The organism is Bacillus sp. SIMBA_005, assembly GCF_046535585.1.
Lineage (GTDB): Bacteria > Bacillota > Bacilli > Bacillales > Bacillaceae > Bacillus > Bacillus pumilus.
Genome location: NZ_JAWRWI010000012.1, coordinates 1 through 17,519, shown reverse-complemented (window position 1 = coordinate 17,519; position 17,519 = coordinate 1). Strand labels below are relative to the sequence as shown.

The 17,519-nt window shown below is 42.0% G+C and carries 25 protein-coding genes and 2 pseudogenes; 24 read left to right on the top strand and 3 right to left on the bottom strand.

The features are described 5' to 3' along the window. Window positions 1–44: 44 nt before the first annotated feature. From SB660_RS17300 to SB660_RS17205, 20 genes and pseudogenes are all read left to right on the top strand, one after another. Window positions 45–698 carry an adenylate kinase gene (locus SB660_RS17300; RefSeq protein WP_012008711.1) on the top strand — a complete coding sequence of 218 codons (654 nt, stop codon included), beginning with the start codon at window positions 45–47 and terminating at the stop codon, window positions 696–698. Continuing rightward, complete coding sequence (map, locus tag SB660_RS17295; RefSeq protein WP_003217210.1) at window positions 695–1,441, top strand: type I methionyl aminopeptidase; 747 nt, start codon at window positions 695–697, stop codon at window positions 1,439–1,441. The genes SB660_RS17300 and map overlap by 4 nt, the downstream gene beginning before the upstream one ends. A gap of 27 nt (window positions 1,442–1,468) precedes the next feature. Beyond that, window positions 1,469–1,775: pseudogene (locus SB660_RS17290) on the top strand (KOW domain-containing RNA-binding protein). Then, window positions 1,753–1,971 carry a translation initiation factor IF-1 gene (infA, locus tag SB660_RS17285; RefSeq protein WP_003217190.1) on the top strand — a complete coding sequence of 73 codons (219 nt, stop codon included), beginning with the start codon at window positions 1,753–1,755 and terminating at the stop codon, window positions 1,969–1,971. Before SB660_RS17290 ends, infA begins: the two are co-directional and overlap by 23 nt. A gap of 31 nt (window positions 1,972–2,002) precedes the next feature. After that, on the top strand, window positions 2,003–2,116 hold the full coding sequence (gene rpmJ, locus SB660_RS17280; RefSeq protein WP_003156543.1) for a 50S ribosomal protein L36: 114 nt from the start codon (window positions 2,003–2,005) through the stop codon (window positions 2,114–2,116). A 21-nt stretch (window positions 2,117–2,137) separates the two neighbouring features. Next, window positions 2,138–2,503, top strand: a complete 366-nt coding sequence (gene rpsM / locus SB660_RS17275) for a 30S ribosomal protein S13 (RefSeq protein WP_003217023.1) — start codon at window positions 2,138–2,140, stop codon at window positions 2,501–2,503. A gap of 20 nt (window positions 2,504–2,523) precedes the next feature. Next, entirely contained in the window at window positions 2,524–2,919 is a 396-nt protein-coding gene (gene rpsK / locus SB660_RS17270) for a 30S ribosomal protein S11 (RefSeq protein WP_003217231.1), read from the top strand. 175 nt (window positions 2,920–3,094) lie between these two features. Continuing rightward, complete coding sequence (locus tag SB660_RS17265; RefSeq protein ID WP_003217009.1) at window positions 3,095–4,039, top strand: DNA-directed RNA polymerase subunit alpha; 945 nt, start codon at window positions 3,095–3,097, stop codon at window positions 4,037–4,039. Window positions 4,040–4,115: 76 nt separating this feature from the next. Next, complete coding sequence (gene rplQ, locus SB660_RS17260; protein ID WP_003216944.1) at window positions 4,116–4,478, top strand: 50S ribosomal protein L17; 363 nt, start codon at window positions 4,116–4,118, stop codon at window positions 4,476–4,478. 124 nt (window positions 4,479–4,602) lie between these two features. Further along, window positions 4,603–5,445, top strand: a complete 843-nt coding sequence (locus tag SB660_RS17255) for an energy-coupling factor ABC transporter ATP-binding protein (protein WP_008356549.1) — start codon at window positions 4,603–4,605, stop codon at window positions 5,443–5,445. Continuing rightward, window positions 5,421–6,290, top strand: a complete 870-nt coding sequence (locus SB660_RS17250) for an energy-coupling factor ABC transporter ATP-binding protein (RefSeq protein ID WP_410583516.1) — start codon at window positions 5,421–5,423, stop codon at window positions 6,288–6,290. The genes SB660_RS17255 and SB660_RS17250 overlap by 25 nt, the downstream gene beginning before the upstream one ends. After that, on the top strand, window positions 6,287–7,084 hold the full coding sequence (locus tag SB660_RS17245; RefSeq protein WP_058015810.1) for an energy-coupling factor transporter transmembrane component T family protein: 798 nt from the start codon (window positions 6,287–6,289) through the stop codon (window positions 7,082–7,084). The genes SB660_RS17250 and SB660_RS17245 overlap by 4 nt, the downstream gene beginning before the upstream one ends. Window positions 7,085–7,095: 11 nt before the next feature. Beyond that, window positions 7,096–7,839 (top strand): tRNA pseudouridine(38-40) synthase TruA, encoded by a 744-nt coding sequence (gene truA, locus SB660_RS17240; protein ID WP_410583514.1) that lies wholly within the window; start codon window positions 7,096–7,098, stop codon window positions 7,837–7,839. Window positions 7,840–8,005: 166 nt separating this feature from the next. Then, window positions 8,006–8,443, top strand: a complete 438-nt coding sequence (rplM, locus tag SB660_RS17235; RefSeq protein WP_003217042.1) for a 50S ribosomal protein L13 — start codon at window positions 8,006–8,008, stop codon at window positions 8,441–8,443. A 20-nt stretch (window positions 8,444–8,463) separates the two neighbouring features. After that, the gene (gene rpsI / locus SB660_RS17230) at window positions 8,464–8,856 is read left to right on the top strand and encodes a 30S ribosomal protein S9 (protein ID WP_003217273.1); all 393 of its coding nucleotides are present in this window, start codon (window positions 8,464–8,466) and stop codon (window positions 8,854–8,856) included. A 189-nt stretch (window positions 8,857–9,045) separates the two neighbouring features. Then, the gene (locus SB660_RS17225) at window positions 9,046–9,561 is read left to right on the top strand and encodes a GNAT family N-acetyltransferase (protein WP_410583511.1); all 516 of its coding nucleotides are present in this window, start codon (window positions 9,046–9,048) and stop codon (window positions 9,559–9,561) included. Window positions 9,562–9,658: 97 nt separating this feature from the next. Beyond that, window positions 9,659–10,437, top strand: a pseudogene (locus SB660_RS17220) (amidohydrolase family protein). Between the two features lie 20 nt (window positions 10,438–10,457). Next, window positions 10,458–10,931 (top strand): GNAT family N-acetyltransferase, encoded by a 474-nt coding sequence (locus SB660_RS17215; protein WP_180309705.1) that lies wholly within the window; start codon window positions 10,458–10,460, stop codon window positions 10,929–10,931. Between the two features lie 108 nt (window positions 10,932–11,039). Continuing rightward, window positions 11,040–11,321 carry a serine hydrolase gene (locus SB660_RS17210; protein ID WP_410583508.1) on the top strand — a complete coding sequence of 94 codons (282 nt, stop codon included), beginning with the start codon at window positions 11,040–11,042 and terminating at the stop codon, window positions 11,319–11,321. A gap of 4 nt (window positions 11,322–11,325) precedes the next feature. Continuing rightward, entirely contained in the window at window positions 11,326–11,922 is a 597-nt protein-coding gene (locus tag SB660_RS17205) for a serine hydrolase (protein WP_410583506.1), read from the top strand. Between the two features lie 35 nt (window positions 11,923–11,957). Here SB660_RS17205 and SB660_RS17200 read toward each other — a convergent pair whose 3' ends face one another. Further along, the gene (locus tag SB660_RS17200; RefSeq protein ID WP_410583504.1) at window positions 11,958–12,527 is read right to left on the bottom strand and encodes a DUF4825 domain-containing protein; all 570 of its coding nucleotides are present in this window, start codon (window positions 12,525–12,527) and stop codon (window positions 11,958–11,960) included. Between the two features lie 145 nt (window positions 12,528–12,672). Between SB660_RS17200 and SB660_RS17195 the strand changes: the two genes are divergently transcribed. From SB660_RS17195 to SB660_RS17185, 3 genes are all read left to right on the top strand, one after another. After that, window positions 12,673–13,116 carry a DUF2521 family protein gene (locus tag SB660_RS17195; RefSeq protein ID WP_058015816.1) on the top strand — a complete coding sequence of 148 codons (444 nt, stop codon included), beginning with the start codon at window positions 12,673–12,675 and terminating at the stop codon, window positions 13,114–13,116. A gap of 58 nt (window positions 13,117–13,174) precedes the next feature. After that, entirely contained in the window at window positions 13,175–13,888 is a 714-nt protein-coding gene (gene cwlD / locus SB660_RS17190; RefSeq protein WP_008345202.1) for an N-acetylmuramoyl-L-alanine amidase CwlD, read from the top strand. A 103-nt stretch (window positions 13,889–13,991) separates the two neighbouring features. Continuing rightward, window positions 13,992–15,050: an Mrp/NBP35 family ATP-binding protein gene (locus tag SB660_RS17185; protein WP_058015818.1), complete on the top strand. Its 1,059-nt coding sequence runs from the start codon at window positions 13,992–13,994 to the stop codon at window positions 15,048–15,050. A 38-nt stretch (window positions 15,051–15,088) separates the two neighbouring features. Here the strand turns inward: SB660_RS17185 and gerD are convergent, their stop codons facing one another. Beyond that, window positions 15,089–15,667 (bottom strand): spore germination lipoprotein GerD, encoded by a 579-nt coding sequence (gene gerD / locus SB660_RS17180; RefSeq protein WP_058015819.1) that lies wholly within the window; start codon window positions 15,665–15,667, stop codon window positions 15,089–15,091. A gap of 90 nt (window positions 15,668–15,757) precedes the next feature. Here gerD and SB660_RS17175 point away from each other — a divergent pair, with 90 nt between their 5' ends. Then, window positions 15,758–16,360 (top strand): KinB-signaling pathway activation protein, encoded by a 603-nt coding sequence (locus tag SB660_RS17175; RefSeq protein ID WP_410583501.1) that lies wholly within the window; start codon window positions 15,758–15,760, stop codon window positions 16,358–16,360. Here the strand turns inward: SB660_RS17175 and pdaB are convergent. Then, complete coding sequence (gene pdaB, locus SB660_RS17170) at window positions 16,353–17,117, bottom strand: polysaccharide deacetylase family sporulation protein PdaB (RefSeq protein ID WP_058015821.1); 765 nt, start codon at window positions 17,115–17,117, stop codon at window positions 16,353–16,355. The two genes, SB660_RS17175 and pdaB, sit on opposite strands and share 8 nt — an antisense overlap. Window positions 17,118–17,519: the final 402 nt, after the last annotated feature.

Genomic DNA, 17,519 nt, shown 5'->3' with positions numbered 1-17,519 from the left:
GGGCTCCTGCCCAACCTCTCTAAGTAAGGAAGGGGAAATCCGAAATGAACTTAGTCTTAATGGGGCTTCCGGGTGCTGGTAAAGGCACTCAGGCAGAACGAATTGTTGATGATTATGGGATCCCTCATATCTCAACAGGAGATATGTTCCGCGCTGCTATGAAAGAGGAGACACAACTTGGGCTCGAAGCAAAATCCTTTATCGATAAAGGAGAGCTTGTTCCTGATGAGGTCACAATCGGTATTGTTAGAGAAAGACTTGGCAAAAATGATTGTGAGCAAGGTTTTCTTCTGGACGGATTTCCGCGAACAGTCGCTCAGGCTGAAGCTTTAGAAGACATTCTAAAGGACCTTGGCAGAACGATTGATTATGTCATTAATATTAAAGTCGATAAAGATGCTTTGATGGAGCGTCTGACTGGCCGAAGAATTTGCAAAAATTGCGGAGCAACATATCATTTAGTATTCAATCCACCTGCGAAAGAAAATGTTTGCGATAAGTGTGGAGGCGAGCTTTATCAACGTGCAGATGATAATGCAGAAACCGTTTCGACTAGACTTGAAGTAAACTTAAAGCAGACTGAACCTTTACTGAACTTCTATTCAGAAAAAGGATATCTTGCAAACATTGATGGTGCAAAACACATTAACGATGTATATGCAGATATCAAGGACCTGCTTGGGGGATTAAATAAATGATTATCTGTAAAACTCCTCGCGAGCTTGAGATTATGAGAGAAGCTGGACGCATTGTCGCACTGACTCATGAAGAGCTGAAGAAACATATAAAACCAGGTATTTCGACAAAAGAATTGGATCAAATTGCCGAACGTTTTATTACAAAGCAGGGTGCAATCCCATCTTTTAAAGGGTATAATGGTTTTCGCGGGAGCATTTGCGTTTCGGTGAATGAAGAACTCGTTCACGGTATTCCTGGTAAACGGGTTTTACGTGATGGTGACATCATTAGTATCGATATTGGCGCGAAGTTAAATGGCTATCATGGTGACTCTGCTTGGACTTATCCAGTTGGGGTAATCAGTGATGAAGACCGCAAACTACTGGAAGTCACAGAGGAATCTCTATATAAAGGCTTACAGGAAGCAAAGCCAGGCGAACGTCTGTCGAACATTTCCCATGCCATACAAACGTATGTAGAAAACGAGAATTTCTCAGTTGTTAGAGAATATGTTGGACATGGGGTCGGACAGGATCTTCATGAGGACCCTCAAATTCCTCATTATGGTCCGCCCAACAAAGGCCCGCGGCTAAAACCTGGAATGGTGTTGGCCATCGAACCGATGGTGAACGCAGGCAGCCGATATGTGAAAACATTGGCTGATAACTGGACGGTTGTAACGGTTGATGGGAAAAAGTGTGCTCACTTTGAGCATACGATTGCGATTACAGATACAGGTTTTGATATACTGACTAAGATTTAGGTCTTCACTGAAGCCTTTCAGGCCCAAATCGGGCAGGTTGTCTGTATAGTCCAAAGGAAAGAACAAGATCAGTATACAGGTGTCATCGGCATGTTCGGTGGCTGCCATGTACTAATCGCAGACGGAGAAAAGCGTAAATTTCATTCTCCTAAGAAAAAATATCAATCATATAACCTTTATGGTTGCGTATCTCCGGAAGTTCAGAACAGTATATTCAAAACAGGTCGGGTGATAGATGGACAATTGAGATGAACTCATTTGGACATTTGTCAGAGAGCAAGTTACTGATTTGAAGAAGGGAGAACACTTGAATGGCGAAAGACGATGTAATTGAAGTGGAAGGTACTGTAGCAGAAACTTTGCCAAATGCAATGTTCAAAGTTGAACTAGAGAATGGTCATACAGTTTTGGCTCATGTATCAGGAAAAATCCGTATGCACTTCATTCGCATTTTACCTGGAGACAAAGTTACGGTAGAATTATCTCCATATGACTTAACTCGTGGTAGAATTACGTACCGTTACAAATAAAGCAACTCCGGAAGAAGGAGGTTGGAAACACATGAAAGTGAGACCATCTGTTAAACCTATCTGTGAAAAATGTAAGGTTATTCGCAGAAAAGGAAAAGTAATGGTGATCTGTGAAAACCCAAAACATAAACAAAAACAAGGCTAATAACAAGGAGGTGCCCAAATCATGGCTCGTATTGCTGGTGTAGATATTCCACGTGATAAACGTGTTGTCATTTCTTTAACATATGTTTTTGGAATTGGTCGTACGACTGCGCAACAAGTCCTTAAAGAAGCAGGTGTTTCTGAAGACACTCGCGTTCGCGATCTAACTGAAGACGAACTTGGTAAAATCCGTGATATCATTGACAAACTTAAAGTAGAAGGTGACCTTCGTCGTGAAGTTTCACTTAACATTAAGCGTCTAATTGAAATCGGAAGCTACCGCGGAATCCGTCATCGTAGAGGACTTCCTGTTCGTGGACAAAACACAAAAAATAACGCGCGTACTCGTAAAGGTCCGCGTCGTACTGTAGCTAACAAGAAAAAATAAGTAAAGGAGGTAGTTAAAGAATGGCTGCTGCTCGTAAACAAAATACGCGTAAACGTCGCGTGAAAAAGAATATTGAAGCTGGAATCGCTCATATCCGTTCCACTTTCAACAACACGATTGTAACGATTACTGATGTTCATGGAAACGCAATTTCTTGGTCAAGTGCTGGTGCATTAGGATTCAGAGGTTCTCGTAAATCTACTCCTTTCGCTGCACAAATGGCTGCTGAAACTGCTGCTAAAGGTTCTATCGAACATGGTCTTAAAACACTTGAAGTAACTGTTAAAGGTCCTGGTTCTGGTCGTGAAGCTGCAATTCGTGCACTTCAAGCTGCAGGTCTTGAAGTTACTGCAATCAGAGACGTAACTCCAGTTCCTCATAACGGATGCCGTCCACCAAAACGTCGCCGCGTGTAATTTGTTTGTATAGATTTTGTGTCCCTGTCAATAATGGGTTATGATACAGTTATTTATGAGACGAATACACGACTCGTTGCCTGAGCACATACGGGACTAAACAATGAGGAATTTCGGATGGAATCTCATATGATTCTATTCGAGGTTTCGACGTTTTGAAGGAGGGTTTTATTAGATGATCGAAATTGAAAAACCAAAAATCGAAACGGTTGAAATCAGCGACGATGCCAAGTATGGCAAGTTTGTCGTAGAGCCACTTGAGCGTGGATATGGTACCACTTTAGGGAACTCCCTTCGTCGTATCCTTTTATCCTCACTTCCTGGTGCAGCTGTAACATCGATCCAGATAGATGGTGTCTTACACGAATTCTCAACGATCGAAGGCGTGGTTGAAGATGTTACAACGATTATCTTAAACATTAAAAAGCTTGCACTCAAAATCTACTCTGAAGAAGAGAAGACGCTTGAAATTGATGTACAAGATGAAGGTACTGTAACAGCTGCTGATATTACACACGACAGCGATATTGAAATCTTAAATCCAGATCTCCACATCGCAACTCTTGGCAAGAATGCGAGCTTCCGTGTTCGCTTAACTGCACAAAGAGGTCGCGGGTATAATCCTGCTGATGCAAACAAAAGAGACGATCAGCCAATCGGTGTGATTCCGATCGACTCAATCTATACACCTGTATCTCGTGTGACTTATCAAGTGGAGAACACCCGTGTTGGGCAAATCACAAACTATGATAAATTAACACTAGATGTATGGACTGATGGAAGCACAGGACCGAAAGAAGCGATCGCTCTAGGTTCTAAGATTTTAACTGAACACCTGAATATTTTCGTTGGGTTAACTGACGAAGCTCAGCATGCTGAAATTATGGTTGAGAAAGAAGAAGACCAAAAAGAAAAAGTGCTTGAAATGACAATTGAAGAGCTTGATCTTTCTGTTCGTTCTTACAACTGTTTGAAGCGTGCGGGTATTAATACTGTTCAAGAGCTTGCTAACAAGACAGAAGAGGATATGATGAAAGTTCGTAACCTTGGACGTAAATCTCTTGAAGAAGTGAAAGCGAAACTAGAAGAACTTGGACTGGGTCTTCGTAAAGACGATTGACTAGTTTCATTGTGAACTAGGATTTTCGTGTGTTTTTTATTCATACAGCATTCTCTAACTAAGGAGGGGACATCACATGGCATACAGAAAGCTAGGACGCACTAGTGCACAACGTAAAGCAATGCTTCGTGACCTAACGACTGATTTGATCATCAACGAACGCATCGAAACAACTGAAACACGTGCGAAAGAACTTCGCTCTGTAGTTGAAAAAATGATCACTCTTGGCAAACGCGGAGATCTTCATGCTCGCCGTCAAGCTGCAGCTTACATTCGTAATGAAGTAGCTAACGCTGAAACAAACCAAGATGCACTTCAAAAATTATTCGCTGACGTTGCAACTCGCTACGAAGATCGCCAAGGTGGATACACTCGTATCATGAAGCTTGGACCTCGTCGCGGCGATGGCGCACCAATGGCTGTCATTGAATTAGTTTAATCACATAGCGTGTATCTAAGAAAGGGCGGGACAGTTCATAACTGGATCTATGCCCTTTTTTAGATACTACGGCTTTTTAGCAAGAAGCAAAGAAGAGGTTGAGCTGAGAGGAGGTCCGGTAGAGATGGGGAAGACATTAATTGACGTAAAGGACATTGTATTTCGTTATCACAAGGATGCGGACAAGCCCGCTTTAGATCAAGTGTCATTGCATGTGAATCAAAATGAATGGCTCGCCATTGTTGGTCATAACGGTTCAGGTAAATCCACACTTGCCCGTGTACTGAATGGGCTCATTTTACCGGATGCTGGAACGGTCAAGGTTGGAGAGATTGAGCTGAAAGAAGAGAGTGTCTGGGATATTCGCAAAAAGGTCGGAATGGTCTTTCAAAACCCAGATAACCAATTCGTTGGCTCAACGGTTCGTGATGATGTGGCTTTTGGTTTAGAAAATAACGGGGTTGAGCGGGAATTGATGATAGAACGTGTAGATTGGGCTGTCAAACAGGTCAATATGCAGGAGTTTCTTGATCAAGAGCCGCACCATCTATCAGGCGGGCAAAAGCAGAGAGTCGCCATTGCAGGTGTACTTGCCGCAAGCCCTGACATCATGATCTTGGATGAAGCAACATCGATGCTTGATCCGATTGGCCGTGAAGAAGTGTTAGAGACTGTTAGACTACTGAAGGAACAAGGAACGGTCACAGTCATTTCCATCACACATGATTTAGACGAGGCCGCCAAGGCAGACCGGGTCATTGTCATGAATGGCGGGAAAAAATTTGCCGAGGGAACCCCAGAGGAAGTTTTTGAATTAGACGAACAGCTAGTTCAAATTGGACTTGATCTGCCATTCTCCTATCGGTTGAGCAAACAATTGAAGCAGCAAGGTGTACCGCTTGCAAATGCCCATTTGACACAAGAAGGATTGGTGAAAGAGCTATGGACATTACGATCAAAGAATTAGAGCATCGTTATCAAATGAAAACGCCGTTTGAGCGTCTCGCTTTGTATGATGTCAATGCTTCCATCCAAGAGGGCAGTTATGTTGCTGTCATTGGTCATACAGGCTCTGGCAAGTCCACGTTGCTGCAGCATTTAAATGGCTTGCTCAAACCAACGAAGGGGAGCATTGAGCTTGGGGACACCGTCTTACAAGCCAATAAAAAGCAGAAGGATTTAAAGTCCCTCAGGAAAAAAGTAGGCATCGTGTTTCAGTTTCCTGAGCATCAGCTCTTTGAAGAAACGATCCTTAAGGATATCTGCTTTGGTCCAATGAATTTCGGTGTTCCTCAGGAAAAGGCAGAAGCAAAGGCGAAGGAAATGCTGAAGCTGGTTGGTCTTCCTGAATCCTTATTATCTCGATCTCCCTTTGAACTAAGCGGTGGTCAAATGAGACGTGTGGCGATTGCAGGTGTTCTAGCGATGGAACCGGAAGTGCTAGTGCTGGATGAGCCGACTGCAGGGTTAGATCCACGCGGACGTAAGGAAATCATGGACATGTTCTATGAGCTTCATCAAAAGGCAAACCTCACCACGATTCTGGTTACACACAGTATGGAGGATGCCGCTCATTATGCGGATCAAATGATTGTGATGCATAAAGGAACGGTGAAGGCGACAGGTACGCCGAGAGAATTGTTTGCCAATCGTACAGACATGTCTTCGTTTGGTCTCGACCTCCCAGAAACGATTAAATTCCAGCAGACTGTAGAAGAAAAGCTGGGTATTACGTTTCCAAGGCCGCTTCTGACCATGGATGAAATGGCAGAAGCCTTAACAGCTCTTTATCAGGAGGACACGACATCATGATGGATAGTATGATTATCGGCAAATATGTGCCAGGTACATCCTTTGTCCATCGTCTTGATCCAAGGACAAAGCTGTTATCAATTTTCTTTTTTGTCTTTATTGTCTTTTTTGCTAATAATTACATCACTTACGGGCTTTTAGGTGTCTTTACCCTCCTTGTGGTGATGGTTTCTCAGGTGCCGCTATACTTTATTCTCAAAGGAATGAAGCCGATCCTATGGATTGTCCTGTTTACCTTCATTCTGCATATTTTTATGACTAAGGATGGCGCTTTGCTGTTTCACTTTGGTTTTTTAAATATTTATGAAGAAGGTCTAAAGCAGGGGATTTTCATTTCTCTCCGTTTTGTCTATCTCATCATGATGACGACACTTCTGACGTTAACCACAACGCCTATAGAAGTGACAGACGGTATGGAAAAGCTGCTTCACCCATTCCGTAAAATCAAACTGCCTGTTCATGAGCTTGCTCTCATGATGTCGATCTCTCTTCGGTTTATTCCAACTTTACTAGAAGAGACGGACAAAATCATGAAGGCACAAATGGCAAGAGGTGTTGATTTTACAAGCGGACCTCTTAAAGATCGCATGAAAGCCATCGTTCCCTTACTTGTTCCGCTTTTCGTCAGTGCGTTTAAGCGTGCAGAGGAGCTGGCGACTGCTATGGAAGCGAGAGGCTACCGCGGAGGAGAAGGGCGGACGAAATACCGTCAGCTTGTCTGGGGCATGAAAGACACGTTCACACTGCTCCTGTTCATCCTGTTAACAGCACTCCTTGTGCTTCTGAGAAATTAGGTGATTCCTAGATGAAGGTCAAATGTACCGTATCCTACGATGGGACACATTTTAAAGGCTATCAGGTGCAGCCTGGGCAGCGAACTGTACAGACGGAGATCGAGTCGGCTCTTGCAAGAATGCATAAACGGGATGAACTGATTCCGATTGTGGCTTCTGGCCGTACGGACAGCGGTGTCCATGCGAAGGGGCAGGTCATCCATTTCGACACGCCGCTCTCGATCCCGATGGAAAGATGGCCTTTTGCCCTCAATAGTCTCCTGCCGGATGACATCAGGGTTCTAAAGGCTGAGGAAGTGGATGAATCGTTTCATGCACGTTTTAGTGTCGTTTCGAAGGAGTATCGTTATAAGGTCTCAACGGAAACGCACCAAAATGTGTTCACGAGACAGTATGCCTGCCACTTTCCTTACCGGCTGGATGCAGACAAAATGAGAGAAGCTGCTGGGCACCTCATTGGCACACACGATTTCACAAGCTTTTGTGCGGCCAATACAGAGGTTCAGGACAAGGTGAGGGAGATTTACACCCTTGAGTGGAAAAACGTCTCAGACGGCCTTGAAATGCGTGTGAGAGGAAATGGCTTTTTATACAACATGGTGCGAATTATCGCTGGAACGTTACTTGAAATCGGATCTGGTAAATTCCACCCTGATGAGATAAAAGCCATGCTTGCCGCCCGAAATCGCGAAGCGGCAGGCAAGACTGCGCCTAGTCACGGACTGTATTTATGGGAAGTTATCTATGACAACTAAACCAGGTGTAACATGTTCTTGACACAGGAAGCAGAAAGTTATAAGATATCATATGGTATGTATTTCAACCCCACAAATAAGCCCCGGAAGACTTATCTTGTGTTTTGAAATAGAACGTAGCATTTGATTCAAGGAAAATTCATTGATTTATTTAGGAGGGAAACTCATGCGTACAACACCAATGGCGAACGCAAGCACAATTGAGCGCAAATGGCTAGTTGTTGATGCGGCAGGCAAGACTCTAGGTCGTCTTTCTACTGAAGTAGCATCACTTTTGCGCGGTAAGCACAAACCAACTTATACACCACACGTTGATACAGGTGATCATGTCATCATCATCAATGCTGAGAAAATCGAACTAACAGGTAAGAAATTGACGGACAAAATTTACTACCGTCACACAATGCACCCAGGTGGTTTGAAACAAAGAACTGCTCTTGAGATGCGTACAAACTACCCTGAAAAAATGTTGGAGCTTGCTATCAAAGGTATGCTTCCAAAGGGTCCATTAGGCCGTCAAATGTTCAAAAAATTAAATGTGTACCGTGGTTCTGAGCATCCACATCAAGCACAACAACCTGAAGTTTACGAACTTCGCGGTTAATTATAAGGGAGGTTAACAATTTGGCACAGGTTCAATATTACGGTACAGGTCGTCGTAAAAGTTCTGTAGCGCGCGTTCGCTTAGTTCCAGGTGAAGGCCGTATCGTCGTTAATAATCGTGAAATTACTGAATACATTCCATTCGCTGCTTTAATCGAAGACGTGAAACAACCTTTGAACATCACAGAAACAGCTAACAGCTACGATGTTCTTGTAACTGTTCACGGTGGTGGATTCTCTGGTCAAGCTGGAGCAATTCGTCACGGTATCTCTCGTGCTCTTCTAGAAGTAGATCCTGAGTACCGTACATCACTTAAACGTGCTGGACTTCTTACTCGTGACCCTCGTATGAAAGAGCGTAAGAAATACGGTCTTAAAGGCGCACGTAGAGCTCCTCAGTTCTCAAAACGTTAATCAATTTTATATTGTATGGACGTTTTACAAAGGTTTGTTACAGACAAACCTTATAAAAAAAGCATCAGCTTCGTGCTGGTGCTTTTTTTTGTGCTTTTTATGTGATAGATCATGACTGGTCTCTTCCTCTTGAATACGTATAAAATATGAGTATAGAAGTTTTCTGTTAAAAAAGATGGAGGTTGTCCTATGAATCTAATGACAGAAAGATGTCTCATTCGACCATTTACGGATGATGATTGGCAGGATGTCTATGCATATACATCTGATCCGGTCGTGATGAAGTATATTCCGGAAGATGTATTTTCTAAAGGAGATGCGAAAGAATTTGTCAAAAATAATTCTCATGAAGATGCTAAGTATGTTGCTGTTCTTTTAAAAGAAGATCATACATGTATCGGGCATATCGCATTTCATCCTTACTTTGGTGAGCACACATATGAAATTGGCTGGGTCTTCAATCCTGCATATCAAAACAAAGGCTATGCATCAGAAGCGGCTTATGCTGTCCTACATCATGGTTTTCGCACAATGAATTTGCATCGAATCATTGCCACTTGTCAGCCTGAAAATGTGCCATCGTGGAGAGTGATGGAGAAAATGGGGATGAGAAGAGAGGGATATTTTAAAAAATGTATACCCCAGGGAAATGAGTGGTGGGATGAGTTTTACTATGCCATCTTACGAGAGGAATGGAAAGCTTGATAAGTATTCATGATATGAAGTAATTCGTCATTCCAAATATCCCTTGGCTTTCGCTATTGATATAATCAGATCAAATAAGCAGAAGAGGGGCGCGAGCATGAGGATCTTTGATGCACATTTTCATATCATTGATTTTGATTTTCCCATTCAAGAAAACCAAGGATATACACCGCCGAGTTATGTGGTGAATGATTATAGGAGAGAGACGGCTGATCTGGGGATTGTAGGTGGAGCCATTGTCTCAGGGTCATTTCAAGGCTTCGATCAAGGCTATTTGTTGAAGGCGCTGGATGAAATGGGACCGGCTTTTTGCGGTGTGACTCAATTACCTTATACCGCAGCCGATGATGAGATTGTTCATTTGGATCAACATGGGGTGAAGGCTTTACGTTTTAATGTGAAGCGGGGCGGTTCGGAGGATATTTCGAAGCTCGATTATTTTGCGAGAAGGGTGTATGAGCTTGCGGGATGGCATAGTGAGCTCTACATAGACGCTAAGCATCTCCCTGACATCTCATCTACGCTTGAACAGCTGCCAGCCGTTTCGATTGATCATTTGAACAGCTGCCAGCCGTTTCGATTGATCATTTAGGCTTGTCGGAAGAAGGTTTGCCGCATTTGCTCAAGCTGGTTGATAAAGGGGTTCGGGTAAAAGCAACTGGTTTTGGACGAGTCGATTTAAACGTGGAACATGCATTGACGTCCATTTATCAAACGAATCCTGATGCATTGATGTTTGGTACAGACCTTCCATCCACAAGAGCAAAGCGTCCATTTGAATACGGTGATGTTGAGTTGATTCAACAGCTCTTTAATGAAAAGGCAGCTGATCACATCTTATATAAGAACGCACATCAATGGTATTTTGGTCAATAATTTCATAGGAGGTGTGTTCAATGGAGTTCAGTCAATTGACGTTCAGAGAAGCCAAGCTGGATGATCTCGACAAAATCGTCTTCATGCTTGCGGATGATATGTTAGGTCAAAAAAGAGAGCGTTACACGCAACCATTATTAGACAGCTATATCGAAGCCTTTCGTTCAATAGATGCTGATCCAAATATTGAACTCATTGTTGCGTGTGATCAGGAAGAAGCAGTCGGTGTTCTTCAATTGACCATGACGCCATTTCTTACACATCAAGGAGGATGGAGAGCTTCAATAGAAGGAGTTCGTACGGCCTCGACTCATAGAGGAAAAGGAATTGGCACGATGTTGATAAAAAAGGCTATTCAACATGCAAGCGACCGCGGCTGTCATATGATTCAGCTAACAACAGACAAACAGAGACCAGATGCACGCCGTTTTTATGAAAAGTTGGGCTTTGAAGCTACGCATGATGGGATGAAGCTGCAAATTCATCGTCAATAAACACACAAAGAAGCAAAGGTATTCATAATCCTTTGCTTTTTTGTGCCTTTATTTCAAATATTTGTTATATTAAATATATAAAACCTCTGTTATTTGGAAAGGAGAAACATGTTACTCAAAGTTGGTCTAGTTGTCATCGTTGCAGTCATACTTTACGTGGTGGTTCAAATCTGGCTGTATAAAAGAGATATGAATAAAACAAAGGAAGATCTTTTGACATTTGTCACGAAAAACAAAAAGGACGTATCAGCGACAATGATTGAAAATGAAGAGGTGGTATTAGATTGGAATGGTGATCAAAAAACACCACTTGCAAGTACGGTGAAATTAATGGTTTTGTTTCATTTTGTTAAAACTGTCTCTAGCGGTGACATCAAGCTAGATAGATGAAAAAGTGGCATTGTCTGATATAGAGAAGTTTTTTATTGATAGAACAGATGGTGGTGCACACACGTACTGGCTTGAGGTCAATGATTTTTCTGAGCATGCAACTTTACTAGATGTTGCCAAAGGGATGATGCAATTCAGTTCGAATGCTTGTACGGATTATTTGATTGACTTGCTCGATTTAGAAAGGATCAATGATCAGATGAAACAAGCAGGTCTTACAGAACATGATGAACTCATGCCGCTGACGCCAATGCTTTTGTGGTCCGCTTATGTATCTGATCGTCGTCGGGATGCATACAAGAAAATGAGCGGTGTATCCGAAGAACAATACAAATCTCTAATGAATGAGATTTTTAATATCATGAAAAATGACCCAAAGCATAAAAAGGCGTTAGAAGGTAAAGGCGGAGCAACGTTGTTTGTTTTTACAGGTGCTTTATATCGAAAAACAGATACATCATCAATATCCATTTCTTTTTTTATCAATGATCCGAAAGCGAATCATTCTCACTGGGTTGGAGAAGTATTCAATGAATTTATACTGACTGCAGCAGTGGATCAAAACTTTCGACAACGATTGATTCAAGCTTTTACTAAATAATCAAAAAAAACAGAGGGAGACAGCCCTCTGTTTTATTAATTTTGCATGGGAAACGATTTGTATACATCTTGGCGTTTCTCTTTTGACTTCACAACTCCATCAACCAGTTCCTTCTGCCAAAGCGCTACATCGTCTTGGTACTCTTTAAAGGAGTGAGGGAGCCTTTTTTCTAGCTCTTGTCTTTTAAACGTGACGGATTGTTTATCGTTAGAGTTTATCTTGAGTGTCACTTGCTCAGCATTATCGATAAGAATAAAAAGTGCCAATGCGTTATATAAGTAGTTCTTTTCAATGGTATCCTTCTTGTCAAACCAAAATGTATCAAATTGTTCTTCTGTATAATTGCTATTTTCTTTCACGCCATATGTCACTTTTAGCTCTTTTTCATCTATGATTTCATACTCACGAATCACGTTACCTGGAAGATCGGATAAAATAGCGCCAATTGCTCCGTTGTCTCCAATATAGGAATTTTTGTACTTGGAAAGCTGTTTTAATGATATGTCTTCTATTCCTTTTATGTCGCTCTTCTGCTCAGTCGCCTTACTGCTGCAACCAGATAAGACGATTGTTAGTAGCACTAGGATATACATCCACTTCTTCATGAATTTTGCCCCTTTTCATTCTTTCTATATATAAATGTTCATTTTATCACAATTTTCCAACCCATTAGCTCATTGATTTCCATTTACTGAACTGCATGTTTTGTTCAAACCAACGAACAATACAAAGAAAAAAGGAGTTCAGTCTATGGCAGAGGTTCTTTCATTTTATCAATTGAAAACAAAACGAGATGTCACGCTTGAAAAGAAGCTGTTGCGTACATTGTCTCTTCAACAGGTGACGGTCGCTTCTGAGAAATTCACGAAGAAGCTGTTCCCATTTGCAGATGATCCAGCTGGGATTATGAGTGATGGCTGTATCGATTTCGCCATTGAAGCTTTTTTAGCAGGTGGGAGATACGGTGAGTCAAGTAAGTACGGTGAATCGTTCGATGATATAAAGAAGCGGTCAGTTCAAGAAGAAGATGAGCTGGCTGAGGAGCTAGCAGGGTGTTTGCAATCGTGGGCGAATATGTTCCGAATGGAGCGGAAGATGTCATGTCTGTATCCATTTGCGAAGGATTTTTTAAGCATGTGGTGGCAGGAAGGCTTTCGAGAATCAGAAAAAAGGCATAAGCTTCGGCTGCACTAAGCATATTTCCAGCCCTTGTCCCATATCTATAAAATAATGGTGTATGGGAGGGACAGGGATGAAAAGAAAGCTGAAATGGACAGGGTTTTTAATCGGGTTTATTGTCCTCTTATTCTTATTCAGGTTTCAATTTCTAAATGATGATTCGTGGAAATCGTGGAACTTGCCTCTGAGCGGCAAGATCATCTATTTAGATCCGGGTCATGGCGGTCCAGATGGCGGGGCTGTAGGAGGAGAACTGCTTGAAAAAGAGATTGCACTGGATGTATCCATGAAGATACGTGACTATTTACAGGAGCAGGGAGCACTTGTTCTTATGACCCGCGAGGATGATTCTGATTTATCGTCAAAGAATACAAAGGGATATGCGCGGAAGAAAGCGGAGGATTTAAGAAACCGTGTAAAAGCCATCAATGAGTCTGAAGCGGATCTCTATTTAAGTATTCATTTAAATGCGATCCCATCGAACAAATGGAGCGGCGCACAGACGTTTTTTTACGGAAAATATGAAGAGAATGAAAAGGCAGCGAAGTTCATACAAGATGAATTACGCAATAATCTTGAAAACACAGATCGAAAGGCGAAGCGTATCAATGGCATCTATTTAATGCAAAATGTCACAAAGCCCGGAGCTCTTGTGGAAATTGGATTTCTCTCCAATCCGAAAGAGGCCGGCCAGCTGGCAACACCTAAATATCAAGATCAAATAGCCGCCTCCATTTATAAAGGCATATTAAGATATTTAACAGAGCAAAAAGAGCCGCCTGAATAAGGGGCTTTTTCCTTTTGAACGCAGGCAAACAGGACAGACATTGTAAGGATATGTATGATATACTTGGATTGTAAACGAATTCAATAAAGGGTGAGGTTCTGCTATGATCGGACAAGATGATGTGAGAAAACTAGTTGGGAAGATGGACGAACCTTTCCTTCATATACCGCTTGGTGAGCTGGATGCCATCAAGGAAATCAGCCTAAAACCTGAAAAAGAACATGTGAGCTTAAAGGTGGCTATTGCTAAAACGGGTACTGCTGAGCAAATGAAACTGCAGCAAGACATCGTACAAGCCTTGAAAGCAGAGGGTGCTAACACAGTAGGACTTCGTTTTGAAGAACTGCCTCAGGAAACTCTTGAAAGGTTTATGCCGTCACAAGATGAGGAAGAAAACCTACTCAATTCTAAAAATCCTCCTGAATTCCTTGCGATTGCGAGTGGAAAGGGAGGCGTTGGGAAATCCACCGTGTCTGTGAACCTTGCTGTAGCACTGGCTCGTCTAGGAAAAAAAGTCGGACTGATTGATGCAGATATTTATGGCTTTAGTGTACCGGATATGATGGGAATTACCGTCAGACCAACGGTTAAAGGGGAAAAAATTATTCCTGTGGAACGCTTTGGTGTCAAAGTGATTTCAATGGGCTTTTTTGTTGAAGAAAATGCACCGGTCATTTGGAGAGGACCGATGCTTGGTAAAATGCTAAATAACTTCTTCCACGAAGTCGAGTGGGGAGAATTAGATTACTTACTATTAGACCTTCCACCTGGAACGGGAGATGTGGCGCTTGATATTCATACAATGCTTCCAAGCTGTAAAGAAATCATTGTTACAACACCGCATCCAACAGCTGCTTTCGTTGCTGCTAGAGCAGGCGCAATGGCACTGCAAACAGATCACGAGGTGCTGGGGGTCGTTGAGAATATGAGCTACTATGAAAGCAAGAAAACAGGTGAGAAGGAATATGTTTTTGGAAAGGGCGGCGGGGACAAGCTGGCGGAAGAGCTGCGAGTATCGGTCCTTGGTCAAATTCCTTTAAGACAGCCTGATTGGAATGAAGATGATTTTGCTCCATCCGTCTATGATGCGAGTCATCCAACGGGAGAAGTGTATCAACACATTGCGAATAAAGTTATTGAACAATTAGCAGTAAAAGCATAATGAAAGCCCGAGTGGACCTTGTGCCACTCGGGTGATGTTTAACTGCCGCTTCCTTGTGAACCGGAATCACTGCTGCTTTCAGATGCTGCTTTTTTCAGCTCATCTTCGAATTTCTTCTTATAGAGAGGACTGCTTAATGTTTCCGTAATAACTTTTTCTAAGTGCTTTCTGAACTCTTTGCTTTTGACCAGTTCACCGTATTTCTTTTCCATTTCGGGATCCTTGAGAATATCCATCATCAATTGCTGATAGTCAGGGTCCTTCATTAACTGTTTTAACATCTTTTCATGCTGTTGCTGCATGGATTTTGCGAAAGTCTCGGCAAATTTAGAATCCTCAAAGACCTTCTTCCAGAACTCTTTGCCTTTATCAGAAGTCAGTGTTTTCTCTATCGTTTTTTTCACAGTTTGTTCATCCATTACCAAAGCTTCATTCATTGCCTCGTCATTTAATAACTGTTGAATGGCCTTTTTACCGTCATCTGTCTTCAATATATCGACGACCATTTTCTTTGTTTCGTCATAGTCCATATTAGATGAGGATTGGGTTTTGGGAGCACAAGCTGTTAGAGATAAAAGGAGAAAACAGCTCATTATACGCAAGATGCCTTTTGACATACTGTGGCTCCTTTCGATACATGTCTTACTTTTAATATGAATGTTTCACGTAAATTTATACATAACAAAAATAGGGGTTGGATCAATTCAATGAAAAGTCGGGATTTAGTTCGTTTTTTCTTCTCTGTGCTAGCTGTTGGAGCGGTCATTACAAGCGTGGTAGGCTTTGCGCTGGAGTGGGGGAAATATCAGAAGCTTTTTATATCGTTTGACATTCTAGAAATCGCATCTGTGTTGTTTTGGTTCATTGGTGTGGGGATGATTTTTAGTGTCATTAGCCAGATGGGGTTTGTTGTCTTTTTGACGGTGCACCGGTTTGCGTTAGAGATTTTCCGGTCACATTCTTTATGGAATACCATTCAGCTGTTTCTGGTGATCTTTGTGCTGTTTGATTTAGCTTACTTGCGGTTTTTGCTTTTCGGGGAAAATGAATCATTTCTTCCATACTTATGGCTGCCTGTCTTTATCGGTGTGTTCGCATTGATCGTGGCTTACTTTAAACAGCAGCAGTCCTCTAAGAAAACATTTGTTTCCGCAATGTTTCTCATGGTTGTCATCACGTCGCTAGAATGGTTCCCGGCGCTTAGAGTTAACGAAGAGGACTGGCTGTATTTAATGCTATTGCCGCTATTAGGCTGTAATGCGTTTCAGTTATTAGCTATGCCGCGGTTTTCAAAGGCGAAAGCTACTTAACTTCCGATGACCTTGTTTTGGTATTGGAGATCAGTTCGCCAACCGTCACATTTTTTAAATTCTTCTCTTTGATTTGTTTCAAAATAGCTGGTAAGGCTTGAGCGGTTTGGGTTGCTGAATCTGAGGCATGGAAGAGAACAATGTCTCCGCTTTTCATTCGATCATTTACATTCCGAACAATCTGATCGATGCCTGGATTCAGCCAATCCTGTGAATTGACGCTGTAATGGATAACGGTATAACCGTACTGTGTGGCAATTTTTAATGCTTTTTCGTTAAATTGCCCAGTTGGCGGTCTTAATAGTTGAATGTCATCTAGTCCAAGCTTTTGAAATGAATTTTGTGCCCGGACAAGATCTTGCTTGATTTCACTATCTTCAAGCTGGCTATAATTTTTATAAGCATAGCCAAGGCTGCCGATTTGGTGGCCGTCCTCTCTAATTTGTTTGACGATATCAGGATGACGCTCGGCCCAAGAAGCAGATAGAAAGAAAGTAGCGTTCTTTATATCGTGCTCTCGAAGGACATTTAAAATTGGGACTGCCTTCTCATCTCCCCAGCCGATATTAAAAGTCAGGGAGACATGCTTTGAGGAAGTCTCGCCTTTATAAATGGCTCGGGGCCCATGTTCTGTTTTAAATACCGACAGCGGCGGTGCCTTTTGTACATAAAAAAAGGTTGCAGCTGCAAGGGCTGCTACAAGAATAATGACAACTTGCTTCAGCCGTTTAATTGGCAACACATATAATCGACTCAATTCAAACACTCCTGACTTGTCCGAGATTGTTACTTGATTGTATGCAGGACAAGGGTTTGAGATGCACAATAAAACTATTTCAAAAAAAGTTTCGAAAAGGCGTTGACCGATAGAATGTTTTCGTGATATATTATTAATCGTCGCTGACACACAGTGACAAACACAAAACGCTTCGGGAAATAAACTTGAAAAAAGTTGTTGACATAAAATGAAGCGAAATGTTATATTATTAAAGCCGCTAAGAACGGCGAAGATGATCTTTGAAAACTAAACAAGACAAAACGTACCTGTTAATTCGAGTTTTTATAAAAAAATCCTATGAAACATCATAGGTAGTCAGTCAAACGCTGACGAAAAACAAAACTTCGGTTTTGTACTTTTTCGGAGAGTTTGATCCTGGCT

What these genes read in the sequence shown, in the direction of transcription:
- SB660_RS17185 (WP_058015818.1), top strand. Translation starts at nt 13,992, where the DNA reads ATGATCGGACAAGATGATGTGAGAAAACTAGTTGGGAAGATGGACGAA.
- gerD (WP_058015819.1), bottom strand. Translation starts at nt 15,667, where the DNA reads ATGTCAAAAGGCATCTTGCGTATAATGAGCTGTTTTCTCCTTTTATCT.
- map (WP_003217210.1), top strand. Translation starts at nt 695, where the DNA reads ATGATTATCTGTAAAACTCCTCGCGAGCTTGAGATTATGAGAGAAGCT.
- rplM (WP_003217042.1), top strand. Translation starts at nt 8,006, where the DNA reads ATGCGTACAACACCAATGGCGAACGCAAGCACAATTGAGCGCAAATGG.
- rpsM (WP_003217023.1), top strand. Translation starts at nt 2,138, where the DNA reads ATGGCTCGTATTGCTGGTGTAGATATTCCACGTGATAAACGTGTTGTC.
- rpsK (WP_003217231.1), top strand. Translation starts at nt 2,524, where the DNA reads ATGGCTGCTGCTCGTAAACAAAATACGCGTAAACGTCGCGTGAAAAAG.
- cwlD (WP_008345202.1), top strand. Translation starts at nt 13,175, where the DNA reads ATGAAAAGAAAGCTGAAATGGACAGGGTTTTTAATCGGGTTTATTGTC.
- infA (WP_003217190.1), top strand. Translation starts at nt 1,753, where the DNA reads ATGGCGAAAGACGATGTAATTGAAGTGGAAGGTACTGTAGCAGAAACT.
- SB660_RS17300 (WP_012008711.1), top strand. Translation starts at nt 45, where the DNA reads ATGAACTTAGTCTTAATGGGGCTTCCGGGTGCTGGTAAAGGCACTCAG.
- SB660_RS17200 (WP_410583504.1), bottom strand. Translation starts at nt 12,527, where the DNA reads ATGAAGAAGTGGATGTATATCCTAGTGCTACTAACAATCGTCTTATCT.
- SB660_RS17255 (WP_008356549.1), top strand. Translation starts at nt 4,603, where the DNA reads ATGGGGAAGACATTAATTGACGTAAAGGACATTGTATTTCGTTATCAC.
- SB660_RS17250 (WP_410583516.1), top strand. Translation starts at nt 5,421, where the DNA reads ATGGACATTACGATCAAAGAATTAGAGCATCGTTATCAAATGAAAACG.
- truA (WP_410583514.1), top strand. Translation starts at nt 7,096, where the DNA reads ATGAAGGTCAAATGTACCGTATCCTACGATGGGACACATTTTAAAGGC.
- rpmJ (WP_003156543.1), top strand. Translation starts at nt 2,003, where the DNA reads ATGAAAGTGAGACCATCTGTTAAACCTATCTGTGAAAAATGTAAGGTT.
- SB660_RS17210 (WP_410583508.1), top strand. Translation starts at nt 11,040, where the DNA reads ATGTTACTCAAAGTTGGTCTAGTTGTCATCGTTGCAGTCATACTTTAC.
- SB660_RS17265 (WP_003217009.1), top strand. Translation starts at nt 3,095, where the DNA reads ATGATCGAAATTGAAAAACCAAAAATCGAAACGGTTGAAATCAGCGAC.
- SB660_RS17175 (WP_410583501.1), top strand. Translation starts at nt 15,758, where the DNA reads ATGAAAAGTCGGGATTTAGTTCGTTTTTTCTTCTCTGTGCTAGCTGTT.
- SB660_RS17245 (WP_058015810.1), top strand. Translation starts at nt 6,287, where the DNA reads ATGATGGATAGTATGATTATCGGCAAATATGTGCCAGGTACATCCTTT.
- SB660_RS17215 (WP_180309705.1), top strand. Translation starts at nt 10,458, where the DNA reads ATGGAGTTCAGTCAATTGACGTTCAGAGAAGCCAAGCTGGATGATCTC.
- SB660_RS17225 (WP_410583511.1), top strand. Translation starts at nt 9,046, where the DNA reads ATGAATCTAATGACAGAAAGATGTCTCATTCGACCATTTACGGATGAT.
- rplQ (WP_003216944.1), top strand. Translation starts at nt 4,116, where the DNA reads ATGGCATACAGAAAGCTAGGACGCACTAGTGCACAACGTAAAGCAATG.
- SB660_RS17195 (WP_058015816.1), top strand. Translation starts at nt 12,673, where the DNA reads ATGGCAGAGGTTCTTTCATTTTATCAATTGAAAACAAAACGAGATGTC.